21 protein-coding genes are annotated in these 22,360 nt (G+C 41.1%); 7 read left to right on the top strand and 14 right to left on the bottom strand.

Annotated elements, in window-relative coordinates; all coding sequences use genetic code 11:
* From tssI to ACE3G9_RS12930, 6 genes are all read right to left on the bottom strand, one after another.
* Positions 1–1,184, bottom strand: a 1,184-nt coding sequence (gene tssI, locus ACE3G9_RS12955) for a type VI secretion system tip protein TssI/VgrG (RefSeq protein ID WP_449219347.1), incomplete at its 3' end; no start/stop codon positions are given.
* 154 nt (positions 1,185–1,338) lie between these two features.
* Complete coding sequence (locus ACE3G9_RS12950) at positions 1,339–1,857, bottom strand: Hcp family type VI secretion system effector (protein ID WP_449219346.1); 519 nt, start codon at positions 1,855–1,857, stop codon at positions 1,339–1,341.
* Positions 1,858–2,143: 286 nt separating this feature from the next.
* A complete protein-coding gene (locus tag ACE3G9_RS12945) occupies positions 2,144–3,196 on the bottom strand; it encodes a Gfo/Idh/MocA family oxidoreductase (protein WP_449219345.1) in 1,053 nt (350 codons plus the stop codon).
* Between the two features lie 21 nt (positions 3,197–3,217).
* Positions 3,218–4,627 carry an efflux transporter outer membrane subunit gene (locus tag ACE3G9_RS12940; RefSeq protein WP_449219344.1) on the bottom strand — a complete coding sequence of 470 codons (1,410 nt, stop codon included), beginning with the start codon at positions 4,625–4,627 and terminating at the stop codon, positions 3,218–3,220.
* The gene (locus tag ACE3G9_RS12935; protein ID WP_449219343.1) at positions 4,627–6,615 is read right to left on the bottom strand and encodes a MacB family efflux pump subunit; all 1,989 of its coding nucleotides are present in this window, start codon (positions 6,613–6,615) and stop codon (positions 4,627–4,629) included. Before ACE3G9_RS12935 ends, ACE3G9_RS12940 begins: the two co-directional genes overlap by 1 nt.
* Before the next feature lie 2 nt (positions 6,616–6,617).
* Positions 6,618–7,784, bottom strand: coding sequence for an efflux RND transporter periplasmic adaptor subunit (locus tag ACE3G9_RS12930; protein WP_449219342.1), 1,167 nt, complete (start codon positions 7,782–7,784; stop codon positions 6,618–6,620).
* Between the two features lie 276 nt (positions 7,785–8,060).
* Here ACE3G9_RS12930 and ACE3G9_RS12925 point away from each other — a divergent pair, with 276 nt between their 5' ends.
* Positions 8,061–8,930 (top strand): aspartoacylase, encoded by an 870-nt coding sequence (locus ACE3G9_RS12925; protein ID WP_449219341.1) that lies wholly within the window; start codon positions 8,061–8,063, stop codon positions 8,928–8,930.
* A 73-nt stretch (positions 8,931–9,003) separates the two neighbouring features.
* Here ACE3G9_RS12925 and ACE3G9_RS12920 read toward each other — a convergent pair whose 3' ends face one another.
* The 6 genes from ACE3G9_RS12920 to cpdB all read right to left on the bottom strand — a co-directional run bounded on the left by ACE3G9_RS12920 (position 9,004) and on the right by cpdB (position 16,020).
* On the bottom strand, positions 9,004–10,008 hold the full coding sequence (locus ACE3G9_RS12920; RefSeq protein ID WP_449219340.1) for a CobW family GTP-binding protein: 1,005 nt from the start codon (positions 10,006–10,008) through the stop codon (positions 9,004–9,006).
* The gene (locus ACE3G9_RS12915; protein WP_417879834.1) at positions 9,998–10,558 is read right to left on the bottom strand and encodes a carbonate dehydratase; all 561 of its coding nucleotides are present in this window, start codon (positions 10,556–10,558) and stop codon (positions 9,998–10,000) included. The genes ACE3G9_RS12920 and ACE3G9_RS12915 overlap by 11 nt, the downstream gene beginning before the upstream one ends.
* Before the next feature lie 53 nt (positions 10,559–10,611).
* Entirely contained in the window at positions 10,612–11,946 is a 1,335-nt protein-coding gene (locus tag ACE3G9_RS12910) for a dihydroorotase (protein ID WP_449219339.1), read from the bottom strand.
* Positions 11,947–11,965: 19 nt separating this feature from the next.
* Entirely contained in the window at positions 11,966–12,634 is a 669-nt protein-coding gene (locus tag ACE3G9_RS12905; protein WP_449219338.1) for a DUF1826 domain-containing protein, read from the bottom strand.
* On the bottom strand, positions 12,631–13,836 hold the full coding sequence (gene zigA / locus ACE3G9_RS12900; RefSeq protein WP_449219337.1) for a zinc metallochaperone GTPase ZigA: 1,206 nt from the start codon (positions 13,834–13,836) through the stop codon (positions 12,631–12,633). The genes ACE3G9_RS12905 and zigA overlap by 4 nt, the downstream gene beginning before the upstream one ends.
* Positions 13,837–14,058: 222 nt before the next feature.
* Positions 14,059–16,020: a 2',3'-cyclic-nucleotide 2'-phosphodiesterase gene (gene cpdB / locus ACE3G9_RS12895; RefSeq protein ID WP_449219336.1), complete on the bottom strand. Its 1,962-nt coding sequence runs from the start codon at positions 16,018–16,020 to the stop codon at positions 14,059–14,061.
* A gap of 362 nt (positions 16,021–16,382) precedes the next feature.
* On the opposite strand from cpdB, the gene ACE3G9_RS12890 reads away from it, so the two are divergent.
* Positions 16,383–17,315, top strand: coding sequence for a M14 family metallopeptidase (locus ACE3G9_RS12890; RefSeq protein ID WP_449219335.1), 933 nt, complete (start codon positions 16,383–16,385; stop codon positions 17,313–17,315).
* Positions 17,316–17,367: 52 nt separating this feature from the next.
* Complete coding sequence (locus ACE3G9_RS12885; protein WP_449219334.1) at positions 17,368–17,589, top strand: hypothetical protein; 222 nt, start codon at positions 17,368–17,370, stop codon at positions 17,587–17,589.
* Between the two features lie 42 nt (positions 17,590–17,631).
* Here the strand turns inward: ACE3G9_RS12885 and ACE3G9_RS12880 are convergent, their stop codons facing one another.
* The gene (locus ACE3G9_RS12880; protein ID WP_449219333.1) at positions 17,632–18,486 is read right to left on the bottom strand and encodes a hypothetical protein; all 855 of its coding nucleotides are present in this window, start codon (positions 18,484–18,486) and stop codon (positions 17,632–17,634) included.
* Between the two features lie 906 nt (positions 18,487–19,392).
* On the opposite strand from ACE3G9_RS12880, the gene ACE3G9_RS12875 reads away from it, so the two are divergent.
* From ACE3G9_RS12875 to ACE3G9_RS12865, 3 genes are all read left to right on the top strand, one after another.
* A complete protein-coding gene (locus ACE3G9_RS12875) occupies positions 19,393–19,908 on the top strand; it encodes a DUF2301 domain-containing membrane protein (protein WP_449219332.1) in 516 nt (171 codons plus the stop codon).
* 131 nt (positions 19,909–20,039) lie between these two features.
* Positions 20,040–20,399: a hypothetical protein gene (locus tag ACE3G9_RS12870; RefSeq protein WP_449219331.1), complete on the top strand. Its 360-nt coding sequence runs from the start codon at positions 20,040–20,042 to the stop codon at positions 20,397–20,399.
* A gap of 77 nt (positions 20,400–20,476) precedes the next feature.
* Positions 20,477–21,013 carry a CueP family metal-binding protein gene (locus tag ACE3G9_RS12865; protein WP_449219330.1) on the top strand — a complete coding sequence of 179 codons (537 nt, stop codon included), beginning with the start codon at positions 20,477–20,479 and terminating at the stop codon, positions 21,011–21,013.
* 98 nt (positions 21,014–21,111) lie between these two features.
* Here the strand turns inward: ACE3G9_RS12865 and ACE3G9_RS12860 are convergent, their stop codons facing one another.
* Entirely contained in the window at positions 21,112–21,663 is a 552-nt protein-coding gene (locus tag ACE3G9_RS12860; protein WP_449219329.1) for a TetR/AcrR family transcriptional regulator, read from the bottom strand.
* A gap of 104 nt (positions 21,664–21,767) precedes the next feature.
* On the opposite strand from ACE3G9_RS12860, the gene ACE3G9_RS12855 reads away from it, so the two are divergent.
* The gene (locus ACE3G9_RS12855) at positions 21,768–22,244 is read left to right on the top strand and encodes an HPP family protein (RefSeq protein ID WP_449219328.1); all 477 of its coding nucleotides are present in this window, start codon (positions 21,768–21,770) and stop codon (positions 22,242–22,244) included.
* Positions 22,245–22,360 lie beyond the last annotated feature (116 nt).

Below are 22,360 nucleotides of genomic sequence, written 5' to 3'. Positions count from 1 at the left end.
CCATATTCATCACAGAAGATTTCTTCGCCTTCAGGCCCGACAACGTAAGCGGTCATTGGGCCTTTAATCCTCGGTCGAGTCATCTGAGGCATACGCCACGTTTTCTCCGCAGGTATTGCTTTAAATTGATTAGCGTAAGTGGTCGGTTTGCCGCCTGCGGATTCTTCAAGTGCTTGCGGTTGGTCGCCTTGATGAGTACTCGCAATAACTAACCATTTTTTATTAAAGCTGTCATCAGAGTGTTCACTTAATTCAAACTTAGCGCCCGTTTGTAGTTGCGGTTCATTGCTTTTACCTTTGGCTGTGTGAGCATAGCGACGCAAACTATCTAGGCGTAGTTGGTTGAATTCTTTACCGGTAGCGTCATCTTTAAAGCGTCCCGGTGCATCAAAGTGCTCATAGGTATCACGCTGGTAGTCTATATCGCTAGCAACGGCTTGTTGGCTAAAAATGTACTGCGGCTTTTTAAAGCTACTATCACCGCTGTGTGCTTCACTGACTCCAAACTGAGTGGTCTTGCTGAACTCTTTTATATACGGCGTTGAGCTGATACCGCTTGCCATCACGTTATAAGGAACCGGAGCACCTAACGAGCTAATGACTTGAGAATCATCGGTGAACAGTACACTGTGTTTTCCTTTTGAATGTTCAATGTGATAAACCATGCCTTCTTCGGCGGCAAGACGGTTAATGAACTCAAGGTCAGTTTCTCGATATTGCATGCAGAACTCTCGTTGCTTTGGCGTGCGAGTTAGCGCAAAGGCAAAATCTTGAATGTCCATTTCTTTAAATAAGGTGGCGATGATATCCGGCGCAGAAATCGATTGGAAAATACGGCTGTTATGGCGCAAGGATAAACGTTCAATCTCAGGCACTAGAGTTAAAGAGCAAAAGGTGTGGTGATGGCCTGTTTCGCCTTGGGTGAAGTTACGCACAATGCCGTTGATGCGTTGCACTATTTCGCCATCGCGATGCATGACAAGCTCAGCACCTTTATCTACCATGTCTAAAGCGGTTAAATCTGGGCGACGGCTGGCAAGCTCAATTTGATAAAGAAAACCATGACACCAAGTGCCATCAGCTTGCTGAACCGAAGAAAAGTTATCTTGTCCTTGATAGCTTCTCACCACTAACGATTCGTCACTGACGCCATCGACGCGAATACTAAATTGTAGCGTAGCCATGCCCTATCCTTTTAATGTTTAACGCTTTACCGGTTTGCTTTGTTCGCGAACTATCGAGTCACACCCAAAGCAAACAGGTAAATATTGAGGCGAAAAATAAACAGAAAAAGCTTGGCAGAGAACTGCCAAGCTAAATGTTTGGTTATCTAAGCAATTACGCTTCGATAGGCTTACGCCAATCATCACCACCTGAAGTACCTGCATTGTTGTGGTCCCAAGTGATTTTGCGGTAAGACATCGATACCGTGATGTTTTGCGTGAAATCTTTCATTGCTGGATCTTGGCAATGTGGCATTTCACAGTTGATATCAATGATGGTTGCACCTTCTAATTTAGTGCTAAAGAAGTTCTCTTGTTTACCTTCGATAGATGTGCGATACCATTTCAATTCGACTTCATCGAGTTTTTCACCAGAAGTAAGTGAGTTGTACATCAGCGGAACCGCTTTGTTTAAAGCAACCGTGAATTTAAATGGTTTGTGAACTCGTTGCCCTGATGGCTGACCAGATTGTGGATCGGTTGGAATCGTGACAGTGTGGTCAACATGTTGAACCAGCATCTCATCTTCATGGCCTTCTACGTAAGAATCACCAATAGAATCAGCAGTACATGCGCCAGCAGTGATGTTGCCTTGAGTCGCGCCTTTGATTGATAAATAACATGGAGTTGGCATTACTAATATCCTTTTACGTTGTAGTTAATTAATGAGGTCAAATATTTCCCTCGAGTAACATCAACGGTATCAGCAATTAGCATGCCACTTTATATAGCAAGAAAAATCAATGAGTTAAATTTTAACAAAAAAGAAAGCCAGGCAACTTTTTGCGTACTACTACGTAAAAATTTGCCTAGTCATATACCTAAGCAACCACTACCAAAGCAACAAAAAACCGCCAATCAATAATCTATTGGCGGTTTTGTGTTAGTGAGGTATATCTAAAACAATAAGGATATATAACTTAATCTTGCAGGTTTAAAGGCACATATTCTGATTTATTGGCAATCGTTTCTAAAACATGCATAACCACCAGCGCTTCATTTTTTTCAACCGGTGGATTTGGTCGTTTTCCTTCAACCCAATCTTTAAAGTCATTATAGAACTGGGTGTAGTGTTGGTAGTCTGCAGGTACTTCTTCGACTCGGTCTTTAAAATAGATTTTGCATAAGCCTTCCGGCGTATCATGACCAAAAGTGGGCGAGTCTAAGAAGATCCCTTGTTTTAAATCACGCTCTTGCTGGTCAATGTCATACTTCTCAACAGTCGCTTCTGTACCATTAATAATCCAGCGCGGTGGATGCTTAACGATTAACTGAGAATGACGTACACGAATGCGTAAATTGCCGTAAATCAGCTTAATATCATAGTAGTCTTCTGGCACCGTATCCGAATAACTCAAGCCTTCACCAATGTAGAAATTCTTCTGGTTGCACACATCATAGATAATGCTGTCTGGCTCACCATAAAGGCTGACAATTTGATCGATAAAATGCACTGCGTGGCTATATACACTACCCGCGTACTTATCACCTCGGTTATCAGCGCCATCTGGTCGGTAATGAGTATGGTTCGATTCTATCTCCATCACCTTTCCAAGATCTTGACGTTGTAAGATCTGCTTAATCGTCAAGAAATCACTGTCATAACGGCGATTTTGATACGGCGTAATTTTAACTTTATGTTGTTCTGCTAATTGATAAAGCTCTTTGGCTTCCGCTAGCGTATTGCAAAATGGCTTTTCAACAATCACATGCTTACCAGCCAAAATGCATTGTTTCGCAAATTGATAATGAGTACTTGGCGGTGTTGTCACACTGATCGCTTCTACATCACTTTTTAATAATTGTTCAATATCATCAAATCGTTGCGGCTCAGCTTTGGCTTGGTATGGCATCTCAAATGATTTAGAGCCTCGTGTATAAAAACCCACAATATCAAATTGACCAGAAGCCTCAACAAATGGCATATGGTAACGATTAGTACTTTTTCCATAGCCAATAAAACCTAATTTCATGCTTCCCTCTCTAAACTGCTTTTAAATATTTGAATCATCATCTTGATAGGCATCCATATTGGGTGCGACATCTTGCCCACCAAGTGCTTGGTACAAGGCGGCTTGAGCGACAAATTGATTATAACGATTCTCTAATAACGACGCTTTAGCATCTCGGGTGTTTTCTTGAGAATCGAGTAAATCCATGATGGTGATTGAGCCATATTTGTAGCGTGAAATATAGATCTTTTCAGCTTGCTCTGCGGCATCGTATTGTTCTTGCAAGCGATCTTGTTGATAACTTAACTGCTCACGAGCGGATAGCGCATTTTCTACATCCTGAAATGCCGAATATAACACTTGGCGGTAACTGACTATTGATGATTGATAATCCACATCGGCAATATCTTGGTTATTTTGCCTATCATTCCATTGCAAAAATGGCAGGGTTAAATCGGCACCTAAACTACCAATCGGGTTAGATAGCAATTCTTTTAATTCTCGCGAGGAACCACCTAAAGCCCCGGTTAACGTTAAGGTTGGTAGATATTCCAAATCAGCAGAGTCTTTATTGGCGAGACTAGATTTAACCTCATAAATTGCGGCCTTAACATCCGGTCTTCTGATCAACAAATCCGCTGGCACACCTGATGAGACTTCTGGCAAAGTAATATCGGGTAATTGCTTAACAGCTTTTGTCATATCAAGTGGCGGTTGATTAAACAAAATAGCAAAGGCATTGTTCGCCTCTACTAGTTGTTGATTAAACTGACTTTGCTGCGCTTGCAAACTGGCGAGACTACGCTTAGCTTCTAATACATCAAGTTTAGTCACTGCGCCTAATTGATATTGACGAGTGATCAAATCTAAGGTTTTTTGCGCATCGGCCACATCGGTCTCACTTAATGCAATACGCTGCTTTAAATAGCCAATTTGCCAATAGAGTGATGCGGTTGTTGCCACCAAACTTTGCGCGGTACTTTCGCGATCTTCAAGGCTTGCCATTGCCGCCCATTTAGCTTGGTCGGTATCGGCAGAAATCTTGCCCCACAAATCTAATTCATAACTGACCGATAAATTGGTGCTGTAATTGTCGGTTGAATCGCCACCATCTAACGGTTTTGAAACTCCAGCAGAAGTGGTTGAGCTTAACTGTGGATACAAATCATCATCAGCTAAGCCCATTTGTAAGCGAGCTTTTTTCACCGTGAAGGTTGCAAGCGTTAAATCGTTATTGGTGATCAGCACTTTATCAATAAACTGATTGAGGATGGGATCATTAAACGCGTACCACCACGGATCAACTTTCACATCTTGTGCTAGGTGCTTTTGTTGCCACGCTTCCGGCACCTGTACTGGCGGCGCTTGGTAGTCGGTTCGAGTTAGTGTTCCGCAACCACTCAAGACGATCGCGCTTAACACTAGGCTAATTATTTTTCTATTCATCATCATTAATCTCGAGATAACGCATCGACAGGGTCAAGCTTGGCAGCATTTCTGGCCGGTAAAAAGCCAAACACAATACCAATTAAAGTAGAACACACAAAGGCTGAAACAATGGAAGTGACAGAATAAATCATTTGGAAGCCACCGCCGAAAGAGCTTAACAAGCTACCAAAGCCAAACGCTAATCCGATCCCGGCAATACCACCGCATAAACACACTAAAACCGCTTCAATTAAGAACTGACGCAAGATATCAATTTGCCTTGCACCTACCGCCATACGTACGCCAATTTCTTTGGTTCGTTCGGTTACCGACACTAACATAATGTTCATTACGCCAATGCCACCAACCACTAACGAAATGACCGCAATAGCAGAAATCAGTAGCGTCATTGTCGCGGTGGTTTTCTCAATATTCTGGCGAATAGTATCAGTATTAATTGTGAAGAAATCTTCCGTACCATGGCGCATTTTTAGCAGATCAATAATACCTTGTTCCGCCGCAGTGCTTGGGGCATCTTCATCAATTCGCACCGTAATGCTATTCAGGTAACGTTGCCCCATCATACGACCCGACATCGTGGTATAAGGCACCCATACGTTTAAACTATCACTATTACCGAAGGCACTTTCTTTCGCTTCAATAACACCAACAATTCTAACCGGTAAACGGCCTAAAAAAATCACTTTACCAACGGCATTGGTATTGGGGAACAACTCTTTACGGGTATTCTCATCAATCACGGCTTCTTGTGCTAACGCATCAATACTGTCATTGCCCCAAAACTGACCTTGAGCAAGATCATAGCCTTTAACACGGAAGAAATCCGGGCCAACCCCTTCAACAGTGGCGGTGACCGCTTCATTGTCATAACGAATAGTGAGGTTTTTACTGAGTGAAGGCGTCACGCTATCGACATAAGATAAATGCGCCAAAGTTTCAGCATCACTACCGGTTAGTGTTCTGACCCGGCCAGAGCGACGGTCACCAAAACCCGTTCCCGGTCGGATATCTATGGTATTAGTACCCATTGAAGCAATATTCGATAGGATTTGTTTTTGCGTACCATTACCAAGGGCAACAACCGAGACAACCGATGCAATACCAATAATAATGCCCAACATAGTTAAAAAGGTACGCATTTTATGGCTAGTCATCGCCAATAATGCCATTTTGAGAGCATCAATTAAGCTATCCCAATGCCACCAATGTGACGCCAAATTTCCTCGCATATTTAAACTCGGACGGCTGGTATCTTGAGTTGCTTTCTTTTGAGGTTCCGATTCTTGAGCATTCAGATCTTGGCTGACATTGACTGTATCAGCGATGATCTCTCCGTCTTTAATTTCGATAATGCGATCAGCAAAATGGGCCACATCCATATCGTGGGTCACCAAAATAATGGTATGCCCCATTTGATGCAGCTCTTTTAGCAGCGCCATCATGTCTTTACCGCTTTGACTATCCAATGCCCCCGTAGGTTCATCAGCCAAAATCACATCACCACCATTCATCAAAGCACGCGCCACACTCACGCGCTGCTGTTGACCACCACTTAATTGGCTTGGCTTGTGAGTTAAACGTTCACCGAGCCCTAAGCGCGTTAACAACTGTTCTGCACGTTCACTACGTTGTACATGAGGCACCCCTGCATAAACGGCTGGCACTTCAACATTACCGGTGGCTGTTAAATCACTTAGCAAATGATAACGCTGAAAAATAAAGCCAAAATATTCACGTCGAAGCTCGGCAAGCTGATCCGAATCCATGGTCGACGTGTCTTGACCATTGATCCAATATTGACCTTCTGTTGGCTGATCTAAGCAACCTAGAATATTCATTAACGTCGATTTACCAGAACCCGACGCACCGACAATGGCCACCATCTCACCTTGTTGGATCTCAAGGTTAACTTGTTTGAGTACCGTTAATGACTCCTCACCACTTACAAAACTGCGCGACAAGTTTTCAATTTTTAATAATGGTTGAGTCATGGTTAAAATCTCATCGGTGGTTTACGACCTTTGGTGCCAGTCGTAGCAGATGGCATACCGACAATCACTTCATCACCTTCTTCAAGGCCAGATAATATTTCTGCGTTTACTTTATTGTTAATACCGACCGTGACAGGCTTACGAACCACTTCATTATTCTCTAAAACGGGCACCATAAACTCATCTTTGCCTTGCGCTTTTTTCAGCACTTGAGCGGGAACTAATAACGCATCTTTAGATTCATTAAGAATGATCGACACCTGCGCTGTCATCCCAATACGTAACACCCCTTTCGGGTTTTTCACATCAAATAGCGCGTTGTAATAAATGGCATCAGAATCCGTCACCGCTAATTGGCTATCATCACCAGTCATAATGGTCGGTCCCGGTTCAATCGCGCGTAATGTGCTTTGGTATTTTTTATTCGGCTGCCCCAAAATGCTGAAATACGCGGTTTGACCCGGTTGAACATGAATTACATCCGCTTCGGAAATTTGCGCTTTAATCGTCATGGTATCAAGCTGAGCAAGCTCAATAATGGTAGGCGTGGTTTGATTGGCGTTAACTGTCTGACCAGTTTCAACCGAGGTATACACAACTGTGCCATTCATCGGCGCACTAATAGTGGTGTAACCTAGATCCACTTCTGCGCTATCGACATTAATTTTGGCTTTCTCGATTTCAGCGGTTAATTGGGCTAAATCGGCTTGGTAGATTGCCAGTGTCGCTTCTGCACTTTCGTAATCAGCACGAGAACTGGCCTCTGCGGCTAACATACCCTTCTGACGTTTATACTCATATTGCGCTTGTTTGATTTGCGCTTGTTTCGCTCGATATTGCGCATTCAGACTATCTAAAGAGGCTTGTGCTTCTTTAAGGCTATTTTGTTGAGTCAGGCTATCAATCTGAGCAATCAAATCTCCCTCTTTAATTTCATCACCTAGTGACACCGCCAAATTTTGAATTTGCCCCGAAACCTGCGCACCGACATTGACCAATTTAGCCGCTTGCAACATGCCATTGGCTAACACGGTATTTTCAATATCACCGCGTTGTACTTTTTCAGTGGCATACATTGGCGCAGGCTCAGACTTACCGAAATAGAACCAACCTGCCGCTCCAATCAAAGGAATAGCAACAATAAGAATCCAGCGTGTTTTAATTTTCATCAGCAAAAGGAATATAAAGAATACATAACTAAGTTATACCGATTCTTTCGCAATCAGCATAGAGCAAGGGGTGTAAAGAAAAGTAAAAGTCGGTAAAGGGGTGGGTTGTTTCTTCTGTGAGTAGATAAAAGCAGATTCTTACCAGTGAGTACTATTGTCAACATTTTAATATGAACCATCGGTTTATCACAAATCAAGAAAGTTATGTTATAACATATCAATGGCATCCATTTACTATTTACGAGCGAATTCACTCTCTCTTTGGAGAATGTAATAATGAACAAAATCAATTCTGTATTGATCGTAGCAGGGACTCATGGAAACGAACTTTCCGGTATTTATCTGCATAAACTGATTAAAGATGGGCTTTACCCTGCTGATAGAACGACTTTTTCGGCACCTTGTATTATCGCGAATCAAGAAGCGATAACACAAAATGTCCGCTATATTGACACCGATTTAAATCGTCAATTTTCTGCTTCCCATACCGCTGCTAGTACAGACTTGCATGAATGCACGGTCGCGACTCAATTTCGTGATAAACATGCTGGTAAGCCTAATCAACTTATTGTTGATCTTCACAATACCACCAGCAATATGGGGGCGACTCTAATCTTGCTTTCGAATGACCCTTTTTATCAAAAAATGGGCGCTTATGTTAAACAACGAATGCCACAAGCAAATATTCTTTTCGAAGATAGAAAACCTTGGGATGAGCAAGCATATCTTTGCTCTGCAGGAGAGTCTGGGATCATGATTGAAGTCGGAGCACAGGCTCATGGCGCACTCAAATATGACACTTTAGAGTTAATGAAACACATGTTAACGGCAGTATTAGATTATGTTGAAAAACAAAATCTTAACCAAGTTGAATCATTAAAGGATTACCATGCATATTTCTATACAGAAGAGGTAGACATCCCTCTAGATAATAATGGTATGCGACAAGCTTTGGTTCACCCAACATTATGCGGTAGAGACTTTGCCGCCGTTAAACCAGGAGAGCCACTGTTAGCGACCTTTGCTGGCTATGATATTCATTGGCAAGGAAAAGAAGATGTGTACCCACACTTTATTAATGAAAGTGCTTATAATAAGGCCAATATTGCCATGGCGTTAGCTCAAAAGCGTTTGGTCTCTCTTTAATCAAATTTACAGATAGCTTACTGAGATAAATAGGTTCCCCTCTACTAAAAAGTAATCTTGAGGGGAACAGATATTATTCAAAGCAAGTGAATAACTGATCTTCAAAGGCTTCGTCTATATCATTGGAAATCAATTCAAGCCGACTTTCTGAACGTTCATCGAGCTCAAATTCAGTCAATCCATCTGACGTTAGGTTGTAGCCAAAGATACCACTTTCCGTGATAAAAATAGCTTTCATACGTTCCACCTTAAGTGTACTCAAAAGTACTAACAGTTTTTGACGATTAAACACTTTATCTGGTGATATCCGCCATCCCACACTGTGAAAACCTTCGCCTTTATTGGTTGCCTTCAAAATACCATTTTCCGGTATTGCTGGTTCGGGTTGCAGTGTTTTTTGTTCACGCTTTTGTTGAAAAATATGAGCCCGTTTGTGCTCCTGATAATCGGTCTTACCATCAAACTCAGCGAAAGGTATATTTCCATGTTTGGCGAAGATCACTTTGGTTGCTGGGAGGCCTAATGTTTCAACATAAGTGGTGAGTTTTTGCTCATCACCGTCTTGATAAAGGTCACTTTTATTTCCCACCACAGTATCTGCGATAGCAATTTGCTGATTAAAGGTTTCATTGTCCGTGTACCTAAGATCTGACAATTTACGCGCATCAACCAAAGTAATATTCTTTTGCAAAGAGAGTATTTGACGATAGTAATCGGTTGAGAGCACTTGAAGCACCTCTTTGGGATGCCCAAGCCCGGTCGGCTCGATTAACAAACGATCCGGCTTAGATTCTGATAGCAATTGGTTCAGGGCAATTTGCATAGGTAAACCTGCAACGCAACACATACAGCCACCCGGCACTTCACGAATATACACTTGTCGTTCTGAACGGCTTGTACCTTGTAACAAACTCCCATCAATACCGATCTCACCAAATTCGTTAACTAATACCGCCCAACGTTCATGGCTTGGCTTATTCGCTAATAAATGCTTAATAACCGAGGTTTTACCCACACCCAAAAAACCCGTAATGATATTTGTTGGCACTCCTGAAATGAGAGATTTATTAAAGTTCATTGGCGATTCTCCGATACCCTTGCACAAGTTCATGGTTAGCCGAGACCACCGATTCTGAAAATGCTGAATATTCTGGCGGCACTTTTGAAATGCTTTCTAAATCAAACTCCGCACCGATATTGGTCATGGGTGGGACATGGAAATTGTCTGGCAAATCAAGTCCATCCACGACGCAGTTATGACGAATAACACACCCTGTACCAATCACACTGTTAAAAACCACTGAGTTAAAACCAATAAATACATCATCACAAACCTCACATGGTCCATGAATAATAGAGCGATGGGCAATTGATGAACGTTCTCCAATAGTCACCGCAGCTCCGGCTTTAGAATGAATGACGACACCGTCTTGAATGTTTGTATCACGTTTGATGACAATGGCTTCCATATCCCCTTCTTCATTCACTTCATCGGCTCGGATTACTGCATAAGGGCCGATAAATACGTTATCTTCAACAATCACTTTTCCACAAATAATCGCCGTAGGGTCAATGAATGCCGTTGCCGATACTTGTGGCATGTGACCTGTCGGGTTTCTTCTTAGCATAATTACTTCCTTATTTATTATCTGAAATAGGTGTGATGAGTAGAGAATATACATTAACGATTAAACGACAAACGCATTGCTCTCTTAGAGATATTGCAAATCTCTTGGTTGGCATAAACCAGTTCACCATTTACCCACGTTTTCTTTATTTGTGAAGAGAAAGTGTGACCAGAAAACGGCGACCAACCACAATGATATAAGCTGTTTTCATGGGTCACTTGGGTTTTGCTTTTAGGATCGACCAAAACAAGATCGGCATAGTAACCTTCACGAATAAAACCACGTTCTTGAATACCATAACGAATCGCGGGATTATGCGCCGTTTTTTCAACCACCTGAGGCAACGTCATATAGCCTTGTTTAACCTGATCAAAAAGTGTCAGTAATGCATGTTGAACTAAAGGAAGCCCTGCTGGAGCTTGTTCATACGGCACTTGTTTTTCTTGCCAAGTATGGGGAGCATGATCGGTCGCGATAATATCAATTTGACCGGTATTTAATGCTTTTAACAACGCATCACGATCGCTTGGATATTTAATCGCTGGATTGCATTTGATCTGGTTACCTAGCGAGCTGTAATCTTGATTACTGAACCAAAGATGATGAGCACAAACCTCTGCGGTAATCGATTTATTCTGAATATCCCCAGCATCAAATAAGTCTAACTCTTTGGCTGTCGTGATATGTAATACATGCAATTGACTTTGGTATTTTTTCGCCAGTGATACCGCATAGGAAGAAGAGGCAAAACAAGCATTTTCATCTCGTAATATAGGATGATCTTCTATCGTAAAATCAGCTTTATTTTGTCTGCGTAATTGTTGGTTTTGTTGAATCACGTCACCACTTTCACAGTGTGTGACAATCAGTACAGGTGAGTCTCGAAAAATACATTCTAATGCGTGGGGGTCTTCAACCAGTAGATCGCCCGTCGACGCCCCCATAAACACTTTTACCCCGCAATGGCGTTTCGGATTAAGCATCTTGATTTGCTGTAGATTATCTTCCGTTGCGCCAAGATAGAAAGAGTAATTAGCCATTGAGTGCTCTTTGGCAATATCAAACTTACGCTCTAACGCAGCAATGGTGGTCGTCGCAGGGCTAACATTAGGCATTTCCATATAACTGGTGATCCCACCAGCCACCGCTGCGCGAGATTCACTGGCAATCGTACCTTTATGCGTGAGTCCCGGTTCACGAAAATGCACTTGATCATCAATCATCCCAGGCAATAAATAACCACCTTCGGCATCTATGATGGAATCCTCTGATTGAGCGGGGATATTACTCGCTATCTTTGTGATTCGTTGATCTACAATACGTATATCCGCTTCAATAATAGTACCTTCATTCACCACTCGCGCATTTTTTATCAATGTTACCGACATAATTTATCAAGCTCTCTTTTTAGATAAAATCCAGTGTCAGTAGTAAGCGTCGCTCATTTGGCTCTACAGCAGGAGAACGATGGATGAGTCCGTTATCTTCATTGCCTTCCCAGCCGCTACCTTTTAGCAAGGCAACATCACCAGCTTGCACTTTTTTAATTGAGCTTTCCTTCGAGTACAAACCAGAAAGGTGATCCGGCTGGCCAAGGCTTCCTGCACCAAGCTTGCTACGGTCAATCCCTTTATTATCAAGCCATTCTGTCGCAGGGCCGGCATAAGTTGTCACCAGTCGGCAAGGCACTCGGTCAAAATGAAATTTGGGGCACATTGGGCTATCTAGTCGAGTCAGTCTCAACCCCACTTCTTTTAAATCAAACAAGCAGCAGAACATATCGACGATCAAGGCAATATCTTTACTCAAGGTTTGGGCGCACGCATATTCTTCTAATCGAGTGCAAATCCAATCTGCCGTATTATCCGGCGTCAAACTTTGAACCAATGCCAGAGGTTTATCGTCATGGAGCATTTGCTCTATATCTTGCCTCATCTGCTTTGGAAGCGTGCGTTGCCATATCGCAATATTCAAATCAGGCTGATAGATATCGGTCAGTATGCTCGGTGTATTATCGATTAATGACGAGGATATTGAATCAACAGGCACGAATCTTTCTACTAGATCTAAACTCATTCTTCCGTCTCCCAAGCAGCAAATGGGTCTGCTAAGGTTTGCCAAAACTCTTTCCCTGCTAGTACTTCTTCTTGCGTTAACAAACAGTCCTCTAACGCTTGTAGCAATGCTGCCCTATCAAGCCCTTGGCCAATGAACACCAATTCTTGGCGCCTATCACCAAACGGCTCAATCCAATTTTCTTCAATGGAGGCTAAAGATTCAGGGTCAGTCGGCCATTGTTCCTTAGGGATCGAACTCCAAAACAGTCCGGCAAAACCATAATCGGCAATACCACCTGCTTGGTTCCACTGTCCAGCAAAATCAGGACGAGAGGCTAGCCAGAAGTAACCTTTAGAACGAATCAATTTTCCAAAACGAGAAAGATGATGCAAAAGCTGATGAAATTTTTCAGGATGAAATGGACGGCGGGCATGATAACTAAAGCTGCTAATACCATATTCTTCCGTCTCAGGAATGTGCTCACCTCTCAACTCTTTAAGCCAGCCAGGTGCTTGTTCGGCACGTTCAAAGTTAAATAGTTCGGTATCCAGTACATCAGAAATATTCACTTGCCCATTCTGGATAGCAATAATACGTGCGTGAGTATTTAAGGTTTTAAGAATCGCCTCCAAACGCTTAATCTCATCGACCTTTGCAAGATCGGCTTTGCTGATCAAAATAACATCCGCAAACTCAACTTGATCTATCAGCAAGTCTGAAACGCTGCGATGGTCTTCCTCTGCTAAATGTTGTCCGGTTTCTTGAAGAGATTGTGCTGCGTCATAGTCACGCAGGAAGTTCACGCCATCGACCACTGTCACCATCGTATCTAAGGTGGCAATATCCGAAAGCGATACGCCATTTTCGTCAGCAAAAGTAAAGGTTTCCGCAACGGGAAGTGGCTCAGAAATACCCGTTGATTCAATGACTAAATTATCAAATCGACCTTCTTTAGCCAATTGTGAAACCTCCACAAGTAGATCTTCTCGTAAAGTGCAGCAAATACAGCCATTGCTCATTTCCACCAGCTTTTCTTCTTTATGGTTTAGTGACACTTCATTTTTTACTGTTGCGGAATCAATATTAATTTCACTCATATCATTCACAATCACCGCGACTCGCTTACCTTCGCGATTATTAAGGATATGGCTAAGTACTGTTGTTTTTCCCGCACCAAGAAACCCCGACAAAACCGTCACGGAAATTTTTTTCGGACTCATTTACCCACTCCAAAGCTCATCTATTTATGCTTTCGATTAACCATCTATAATTCATCGGCTCTTAAATCTAAGAGACACAGATGGCCGATTGAATTTATGGTTATGTTATAACATAACAATAAGACTTCAAGATATATTCTCTAAAAAGATTGATGAGCAAGCAAAAGCCCACCGATATTGGGTGGGCTTCGTTGTTATATTTCTACAATTTAAGTTTGGTTATTACTTTTTCAGATCAATCTGATACACAGCAAAACCAACATCATCTTTGCCAACTTTTTTCATTGGATATTGCGCTTTATCTGTAATGAACTTTTCTGCAAGATCGCTTGGTGAGGTTTCAAACTGCACTTTTAAATCAGCCTGAGTGCTAATCGGTGCAAATGACCAGTTGTTATCCGCACTTGGCGTCACTTCACCTTTCTCCTTACTAATGCGAGAGATATAGTCTGCCAAAATAGTACGGTTTTCATCTGGTGAATCAAACGCGACGTGATCAGAACCAGTACCAGCGAACGTACCGCTGTAAGCGCGGTAGTTATTGGTTGCAATAATGAAAGCTTGCTTCGGATTAATTGGTTCGCCTTGGTAGGTTAAGCCCACAATACGGTGTGAATCCTTATTGATAAGCTTACAGCTTGCATCGTATCTAGCGGGTTTGGTGATGTCGATTTGGTAGTTCACACCGTCGATCACATCAAAGTTATAAGTGCGGAATTCATCCCAGTTGATTAAAGACTGAACCTTATCGCTGTTTGGATCGATTTGATTAAACTGCCCTGCTGAACATTCCAACCACTCTTGCACTTCTGCGCCCGACACTTTCAAGGCCACTAGCGTATTTGGATAGAGGTATAAATCGGCCGCATTACGGAAGGTTAATTGACCAGATTCCACTTCGGTAAAGTTTGAAGGATCGTTTTTACGACCGCCCGCTTTAAACGGTGCAGCCGCTGCAAGCACTGGTAAGCCATCTAAGTTTGGATCGCCTTGAATAAAGCGTTCTACATAATCTTTCTGTGCTAAATTAACGATTTGAACGGTAGGATCGTCTTGCACTAATGATAAGAAACTGTACATCACATCGTTGGCTTTACCAATAGGTTGATTAACAAACTCGCGAGTCGCTTGGTGATCTTTGTCTATCGCATGCTTCACTTCTGGATCTTCTGCTGCCAGCGATTTTTGCTTGTTAGCATCATAAATAGGACGTGCAACAGCGGTTCCATCAGAAACGGCCCATTTACCGTCTTTTTGTTCTAACTCTAAATCAATCACACCAACGTGACTCCCCCAACGTCCGGGCATGACAGATGGAATACCATTAATGGTGCCTTTAGCAATATCCGCCCCCTCTACGTTAGAGAAATCTTTGCTTGGGAAAACCGCGTGCGAGTGACCAAAAGTAATCGCATCAATACCTTCAACTTGCGTTAGGTAGTAAACCGAGTTTTCTGCGCCTTGTTGGTATTTTTCAGTGGAGATGCCGGAGTGCGGGATCGCGACAATGACGTCAGCACCTTCGGCTCTCATCTTAGGGATAAAGGCTTCAGCCGTTTGTTTAATATCATTAACTTGAACTTTGCCAGTGAGATTTTTCTTATCCCAAACCATGATTTGTGGCGGAACAAAACCAATATAACCCACTTTGATGTCATGCGATTTGCCATCGGTATCTTTAAATTGATAGTCCTTAATCACGTAAGGGTTAAAATAGTTTTTACCGGATTTGGCATTGACAATATTGGCATTCACATAAGGGAATTTTGCGTCATTGGTCGCTTCGGCAAGGAAGTCTAAACCGTAGTTAAATTCATGGTTACCGAAGTTCGCCACATCATAATTAAGTAGGTTCATCGCCTTATAAGCAGGATGGACATCACCCGATTCTAGCCCTTTGGCCGCGACATAATCGCCCATTGGACTACCTTGAATTAAGTCACCATTATCAATTAATACGCTATTGGTCACTTCACCACGCGCTTGCTTCACTACAGTAGCAGCGCGCACTAAACCAATTTGGTTGGATGGCTTATCTTTGTAGTAATCGTAGTCCATGATATTAGCGTGAATATCGGTGGTTTCCACGACGCGCAGTTTGATGGTATCGGCAAAAACAGGGTTGGCCATACTGATCATCCCGACCAGAACAGAAATCGAAATAGGGTGACGAACAAAATTCATGAAACACTCCGGTGTGAATTTTTTAATAAGAAGAGTTGTTAGTTAAAAGTGTTGATCGACTTATCAATCAAGCGCAATAATATGATCACTTCAATAAAAAATATGTGACAAGAAACGTGTTTATACCTGCAATTTATCACGTTGTTATTGATAACTTACGATTGGTTATCTAAAACCAAATCACTAAACGTCACACGCCAATCTCGTAATTTTTCATGGTAATGTTCAAGTTGTTCATCCAACATGGCTTGAACATATTTTGCCTATAAATAATGAAGGTCACTTGATTAGTGTATATCCTCAATTCAGTAAGATGCAGTTTTAGCTAGATATTTAAAGCAAATTTAACCAAAGGACATATCATGAACGCAATCAATGCATTTCCAATTGGCACTCCAGGCCAACCGTGGGGCGACGTAGAAAAACGTCAATGGCTTGAACAAACCACGATCAAGCGTTCTTACTCAGAAGAAGTTGTAACTAAGATACAAGCTCTAAGCAGTGATTTTGAAGTGGCTCAATACGGTCAATTGCAATATGACAACAACCCAGTTGGTGAATCTCGCTACCCTCTGTTTGTTTTGAAATCGAAAACTTGGAATGATGCCAACCCAACGATTTTAATCACCGGTGGGGTACACGGTTATGAGACTAGTGGCGTGCATGGCGCGTTATTGTTTGCTCAAACCGAAGCAGCGCGTTATCAAGATAAGTTTAATATTGTGATTGCGCCATGCGTCAGCCCTTGGGGTTATGAAACGATTAACCGCTGGAACCCAGATGCGCTAGATCCAAACCGTAACTTTGTGGCGAACAGCCCAGCGCAAGAATCTGCCGCGGTGATGAAAATGGTCGCCGATCTTGGGGTTTCAATTTTGGCGCATATCGATCTACATGAAACCACCGATACCGATGAGATTGAATTCCGCCCTGCATTGGCGGCACGTGATGGTATTAAGTACGTAAAAGGCACGATTCCAGATGGTTTCTACACCGTAGGTGATACTGAAAAACAAGATGATGAATTACAAAAAGCCATCATTGATTCGGTACGTAAAGTGACGCACATTGCACCGGCAGATGAGAATAATCAGCTCATCGGTTCAGATGTGGCCCAAGAGGGTGTAATTAACTACCCGCTTGTCGCTTTAGGGTTATGTGCCGGTTTCACTGATTGCCAATATTGTACGACCACAGAAGTGTATCCAGACAGCCCAAAAGTCACCGATGATGAATGTAACCGCGCTCAAGTAGCCGCGATTACGGGTGCTTTAGATTACATACTGACACGCTGATCGACATTCAAAATCTATAATTAACTAAGTAATATTTAATAAGAAATCAGTTATGGCTGACATTCACTTTAAAGCAAGACTCGATCGCATCGACTACGCTACCGTGGCGGTGTATCGCTCGTGCTTTTTATTGTCAGCCATTGCGATTGCTTTGTTAGGGTTCGGGCTTGAACAATATGGCGTACCATTGCTAATTGTGAGCGCATTGATCGCCAGTGCTTGTGTGCATCTGATGAGCTCAAAAGGTCAGACCTTGCTGTTTTCAGTCAGTTAACTGACACAAAGTTCTAAATACCCCCACTTTATTCTTCATTGATTAAGGTATTGCCAATAACTTAGGTTCATTCGTTGCAAAAGTACTTTTTAGCTTATTATAATAATATTTAAAGTTATTTACATCGAAATTATTTGAAACATCAAAATCACTAGTTAAGTATAAGTCTTGCTGAGCATCATTAGATAAATCACCTTCATCTAAAATACTATCCAGTAAAAAATCCATTACTAACCACGTACTCATATTGATATTAACCGAAGCTTGAATAGAATCATTAAAACTATCAGAGTCAACTTTATAAATTAAGTTATCAGATCCCCTTACATAAAGTTTATAATATTGGGTCTCATCACTATTCAAGAGTTGAGAATACATAGTACTGTATAATTCATTACTTTCGCGGTGTATTTTCACCCCATCGGTTAAGGGAGACGTACTAACACTATAAAAATAAGTATCATCTTCTATTGGTAAAATCAAATTACTAAAATCAGATTCAGCTTCTACGTTATAAATATACATATGCTCGTTATGTATGCTGAAGACTGAGCGAGTGTAATCCACATCCGTACGGCATGAGTTATCAAGGCAAGTTTCCTTAGAATTTAATTGGGAAAAATTCCCTTTAGAATCTAAAGCTACCTTATTATTTTTACAATAATAAGAAACCGTTTCACTACTTATAACGTCATCAACTTGAATAGACACTTCTTCACTATTATTTGTCCAACCATCTTGTGTTGCACCACAATGATTAACTTGATTAATTGCTGATAAAAATTGATTGACTTTAACATTAGAAACCACTGCCGACTTTTCATCAATATCCGAACCAGAGCTACCACAACCAACCAAGAAAACTGCTAAACAATACATAAACTTATAATTATGCATAAAATTTTTCATCCTTTTATTTAAACTAAAAAATATAATCTTATAACTAAACATCATTAATTACTCGTAACATTATCTTTACCTAACACATACAAACTATGACTTAAAAAGTGATTAATCCTTATAAAATAATCATATCCCACTAGATTAATACTTTTAATAATGCACATCTCAATACTGGAAAAATGCAATTAGCACAAATTTTTATCCGCACAACGATAAACTTAAGTTAATAATTTTATCTTATATTTAATAACCAACAAATTATCGTACTTTTTAAATTTTTCATATACCTTTCATATGTACACACATTTTATCAAGACCCGTAATAATCTATTTACTTTCACACTTAGCTTGAAAAACATATGTGATAGTAATTTAAATGCCATTTTCCACAATGTCAGGAAAGATAATATTTAACTACATGACCATTTGATCTATTTATCCTATCACTGGAATAGGTTGTAAAAAATACAACAAGGAAAATACTATTACTTTATTTATCATCTAACCGATTCATTTCCTATGGTGAGCGGATATCAGATCGTTTCACGTAAAGCATATTATCTAACTCATATAGTATTTTACTTGTCAGTGTGGCATTTTTTACATGACAAACAACTAACGCACCAAGAGGATAAACGTGAATTTACCATTCACCTATTAAATACAGGTGAATTATTTGTCTCTACTAATGTATTATTGTGACCAATCTAACAAAATACTGTTTGTGTTGCTCAGTTTTTCTATGCATAAAGAGAGAATTTTATCTCCATTAAATCACCGATGATGAATGTAACCGCGCTCAAATAGCCGCGATTACGGGTGCTTTAGACTACATACTGACACGCTGATCGACATTCAAAATCTATAACTAACTAAGTAATATTTAATAAGAAATCAGTTATGGCTGACATTCACTTTAAAGCAAGACTCGATCGCATCGACTACGCTACCGTGGCGGTGTATCGCTCGTGCTTTTTATTGTCAGCCATTGCGATTGCTTTGTTAGGGTTCGGGCTTGAACAATATGGCGTACCATTGCTAATTGTGAGCGCATTGATCGCCAGTGCTTGTGTGCATCTTTATGACAAAATCATTCGCTGGTTTATCCAAAGTAGCGCCCTATTTGCGGTTTGTTTATTCATTGCGAATTTGTTTACACCGATTGCGGTTGGAGCAAGCCTCGCCGTGTGGTGCGGCCTTTCCATCAAAGAGTACTACTGCTTCCGCATTCAATTAATTCGAATTACCCCATTGGTATTAATTCTGTTCTGGATTTGCTTCGCTCTGCCAATTTGGTTGCCGGTTTTTTATCTCGCCGCTGGCCTATCTACTGTGTTGCTCTTTACCATTGGCATTGCCAAGTTTAGACAACCGTTTCACTTTGATATCGGCGATAAAAGTAAATTTCAAATTTAGCATTTAACTTTGATCTTCATCTTGACCTTCCCCCAGTAGGAACCTTTATTATTATCCAGTATCTATTCATTCACGACGAGTCATTGGCTTATATGCTTCGCTTTAAACTTCACAATTCGCTGATATTGTTGATGACCTTGATCTCCGTGGTACTGTCGAGTGTGAGTGTTGCTACTCCCATTTCAATGGCTCAAATGTCATCAGATATCAACTATTCCGAGCAAGCAAAGTCAGGTGAACAACAACATAGTTCTCCTTGTTCCAGCATGATCAAAACTAGTCTAACGACTGATTACCCATGCTCAGACTCGACTCAACATAGCAATGATCACTGCGCTTCATGCACTACGATATATGCGACCTTACCGACTGCACTGGGTATTGAAAGCAATCCATCAGCTGCTTCAGGATATAATGACCATACCGAATCCATCCCCTCTTTAACGCTACCTAATTTGTCACGACCTCCTATTCAATCTGTTTGGTTGTAATTCAATACATCAACACAATTAAAAACTTAACTTTTGAATACATACACGACCAATATTGGAAGTGTTAGGAGGATACAATGAACCTACGTTTAACGCTAACAACACTACTCACTAGCGCATTCGCCGCAGCTTTATCTTTTTCAACTTTGGCCAATGAAGCCGATAAATTTGAAGGATTAACTGCCCCACAAGCATTAGAAAAAGCGCATGAGTATCACCGCAAAGGCACCGCATCGATTCAAGTCATGCCTGATGTGATTGTGGCAAGATTTGATGACGACAGCCAAATTCAGATCCCAACCAAAGATCAGCATTTATTGTCTATCGCCCCTTATGAAAACCAAACTCACCCATGCGGCTACCACGTACCAACTGGTTGCCAAGGTGAAATGGTCGAAAAAACCATGATGATAAAAGTCGTCGATTTAGATAATAAAAAGGTGTTGAAATACGGCCAAATCACCACACAAAAAGACGGCTTCATTGATTTGTGGATGCCAAAAGATCGCAAAAACTTAGAAGTGACGTTTACTTATAACGACAAAACCAGCACCGAAGTACTAAGCACTACTGATAAAGCAAGAACCTGCATAACCACAATGCAGCTGATCTAAGCTTGCCACTACTCTGAGTTTAGAGTTACTTAAAAGCTAATAAGACACTAAACTCACAGATTGAGGTCTGTGGGTTTTGTTTGTTCATCCTTTTTGATTCACTCAGCCATTTTTGCATTTAATATCTTGATGCATTGATCGGTAACATCATAATCACCGCTTATATATGCGGTGGTGATTGCGCCTTCTTTCATAATACAGAGCGCATCAAGAAATAGAGAATCCTCCGTATTCATTTTCTGTCCAATAAGGTTTTTTACCTCTTGCTTATGCTTATGGCAATAAAGCGAAATATCACTATTTGGATCACTGAATTCAGCAGAACTATTAATAAAAAAACAACCTCTAAAAGAGCCTAAAGTAGGTTCTGAACCTATAAACCAAGAATTGAGTGCATGAAATAGTTTTTCAACCAAATCGTGATTATTAGTTATCCCATCCAGCTTGCTTGCAAGCCAAGCCGTGAAAATTTCATGTCGATGCTCAAGCACAGCTAGAATCAAAGCTTCTTTGCTATCAAAGTGGCTATATAACGTTTTCTTCGCCACTCCGGATACTTTTAGCACTTCATTTATCCCTACCGAATTAATGCCATTTTGATAAAAAAGAGCCAGTGCTGTCTCAATAAGTAATTGACGTTTTTCGTTCATAAATTTTCCTAATTCATTTGACTTGACAAGAGTAGACCAAGTTGTCTACATTGGCAATAGGTAGACAGATTGGTCTACCTTGAAACTCTAACTTGGAGAACTTTATGAATAGAATAATGACCGCTATATTTGCAGGATTTGGAGCTACTGTGGCAATTGGTATTCTTTCACTTCTTGATTCCACCTTAAAAGAAACCATCATGCTAATGGCTCCCTTTGGAGCGACCGCAGTTCTAGTATTCGGTTTACCTGATAGCCCATTAGCACAACCTAAAAATGTAATATTAGGTCACTTAGTTACCGCCATAATAGGAGTAGCATTTGTGCAACTGATTGGTGTGACGCCAATTACTCTAGCGATTGCAACAGGGCTTGGCGTTAGCGCTATGCTAGTCACTAAAACAACACACCCACCTGCAGGTGCTAATCCATTGCTTATCATGTTATCAGGACAAAGTTGGGGATTTTTGGTCACGCCAGTTTTACTTGGAGCTATCATTATTGTTTTAATGGGTAAGGCAATGCAAAAAGGTCACAAAGTATGGTCATTCCGAAACACCGCCGTACAATTAAATAAATAATGTAATGGTTTTTACTACGTAATGACGATTATCTACCTTAATTTCTTACGCTTGGCTTTGATTAAGCTTTCAAATACCAAGCGATAAGATTCTAAGCGATCGAGGGATAACCGCAG

It is taken from the genome of Vibrio sp. E150_018, from assembly GCF_053544035.1.
Note: the sequence above shows the minus strand (reverse complement) of the source record. Positions and strands in the feature narration are given on the sequence as shown.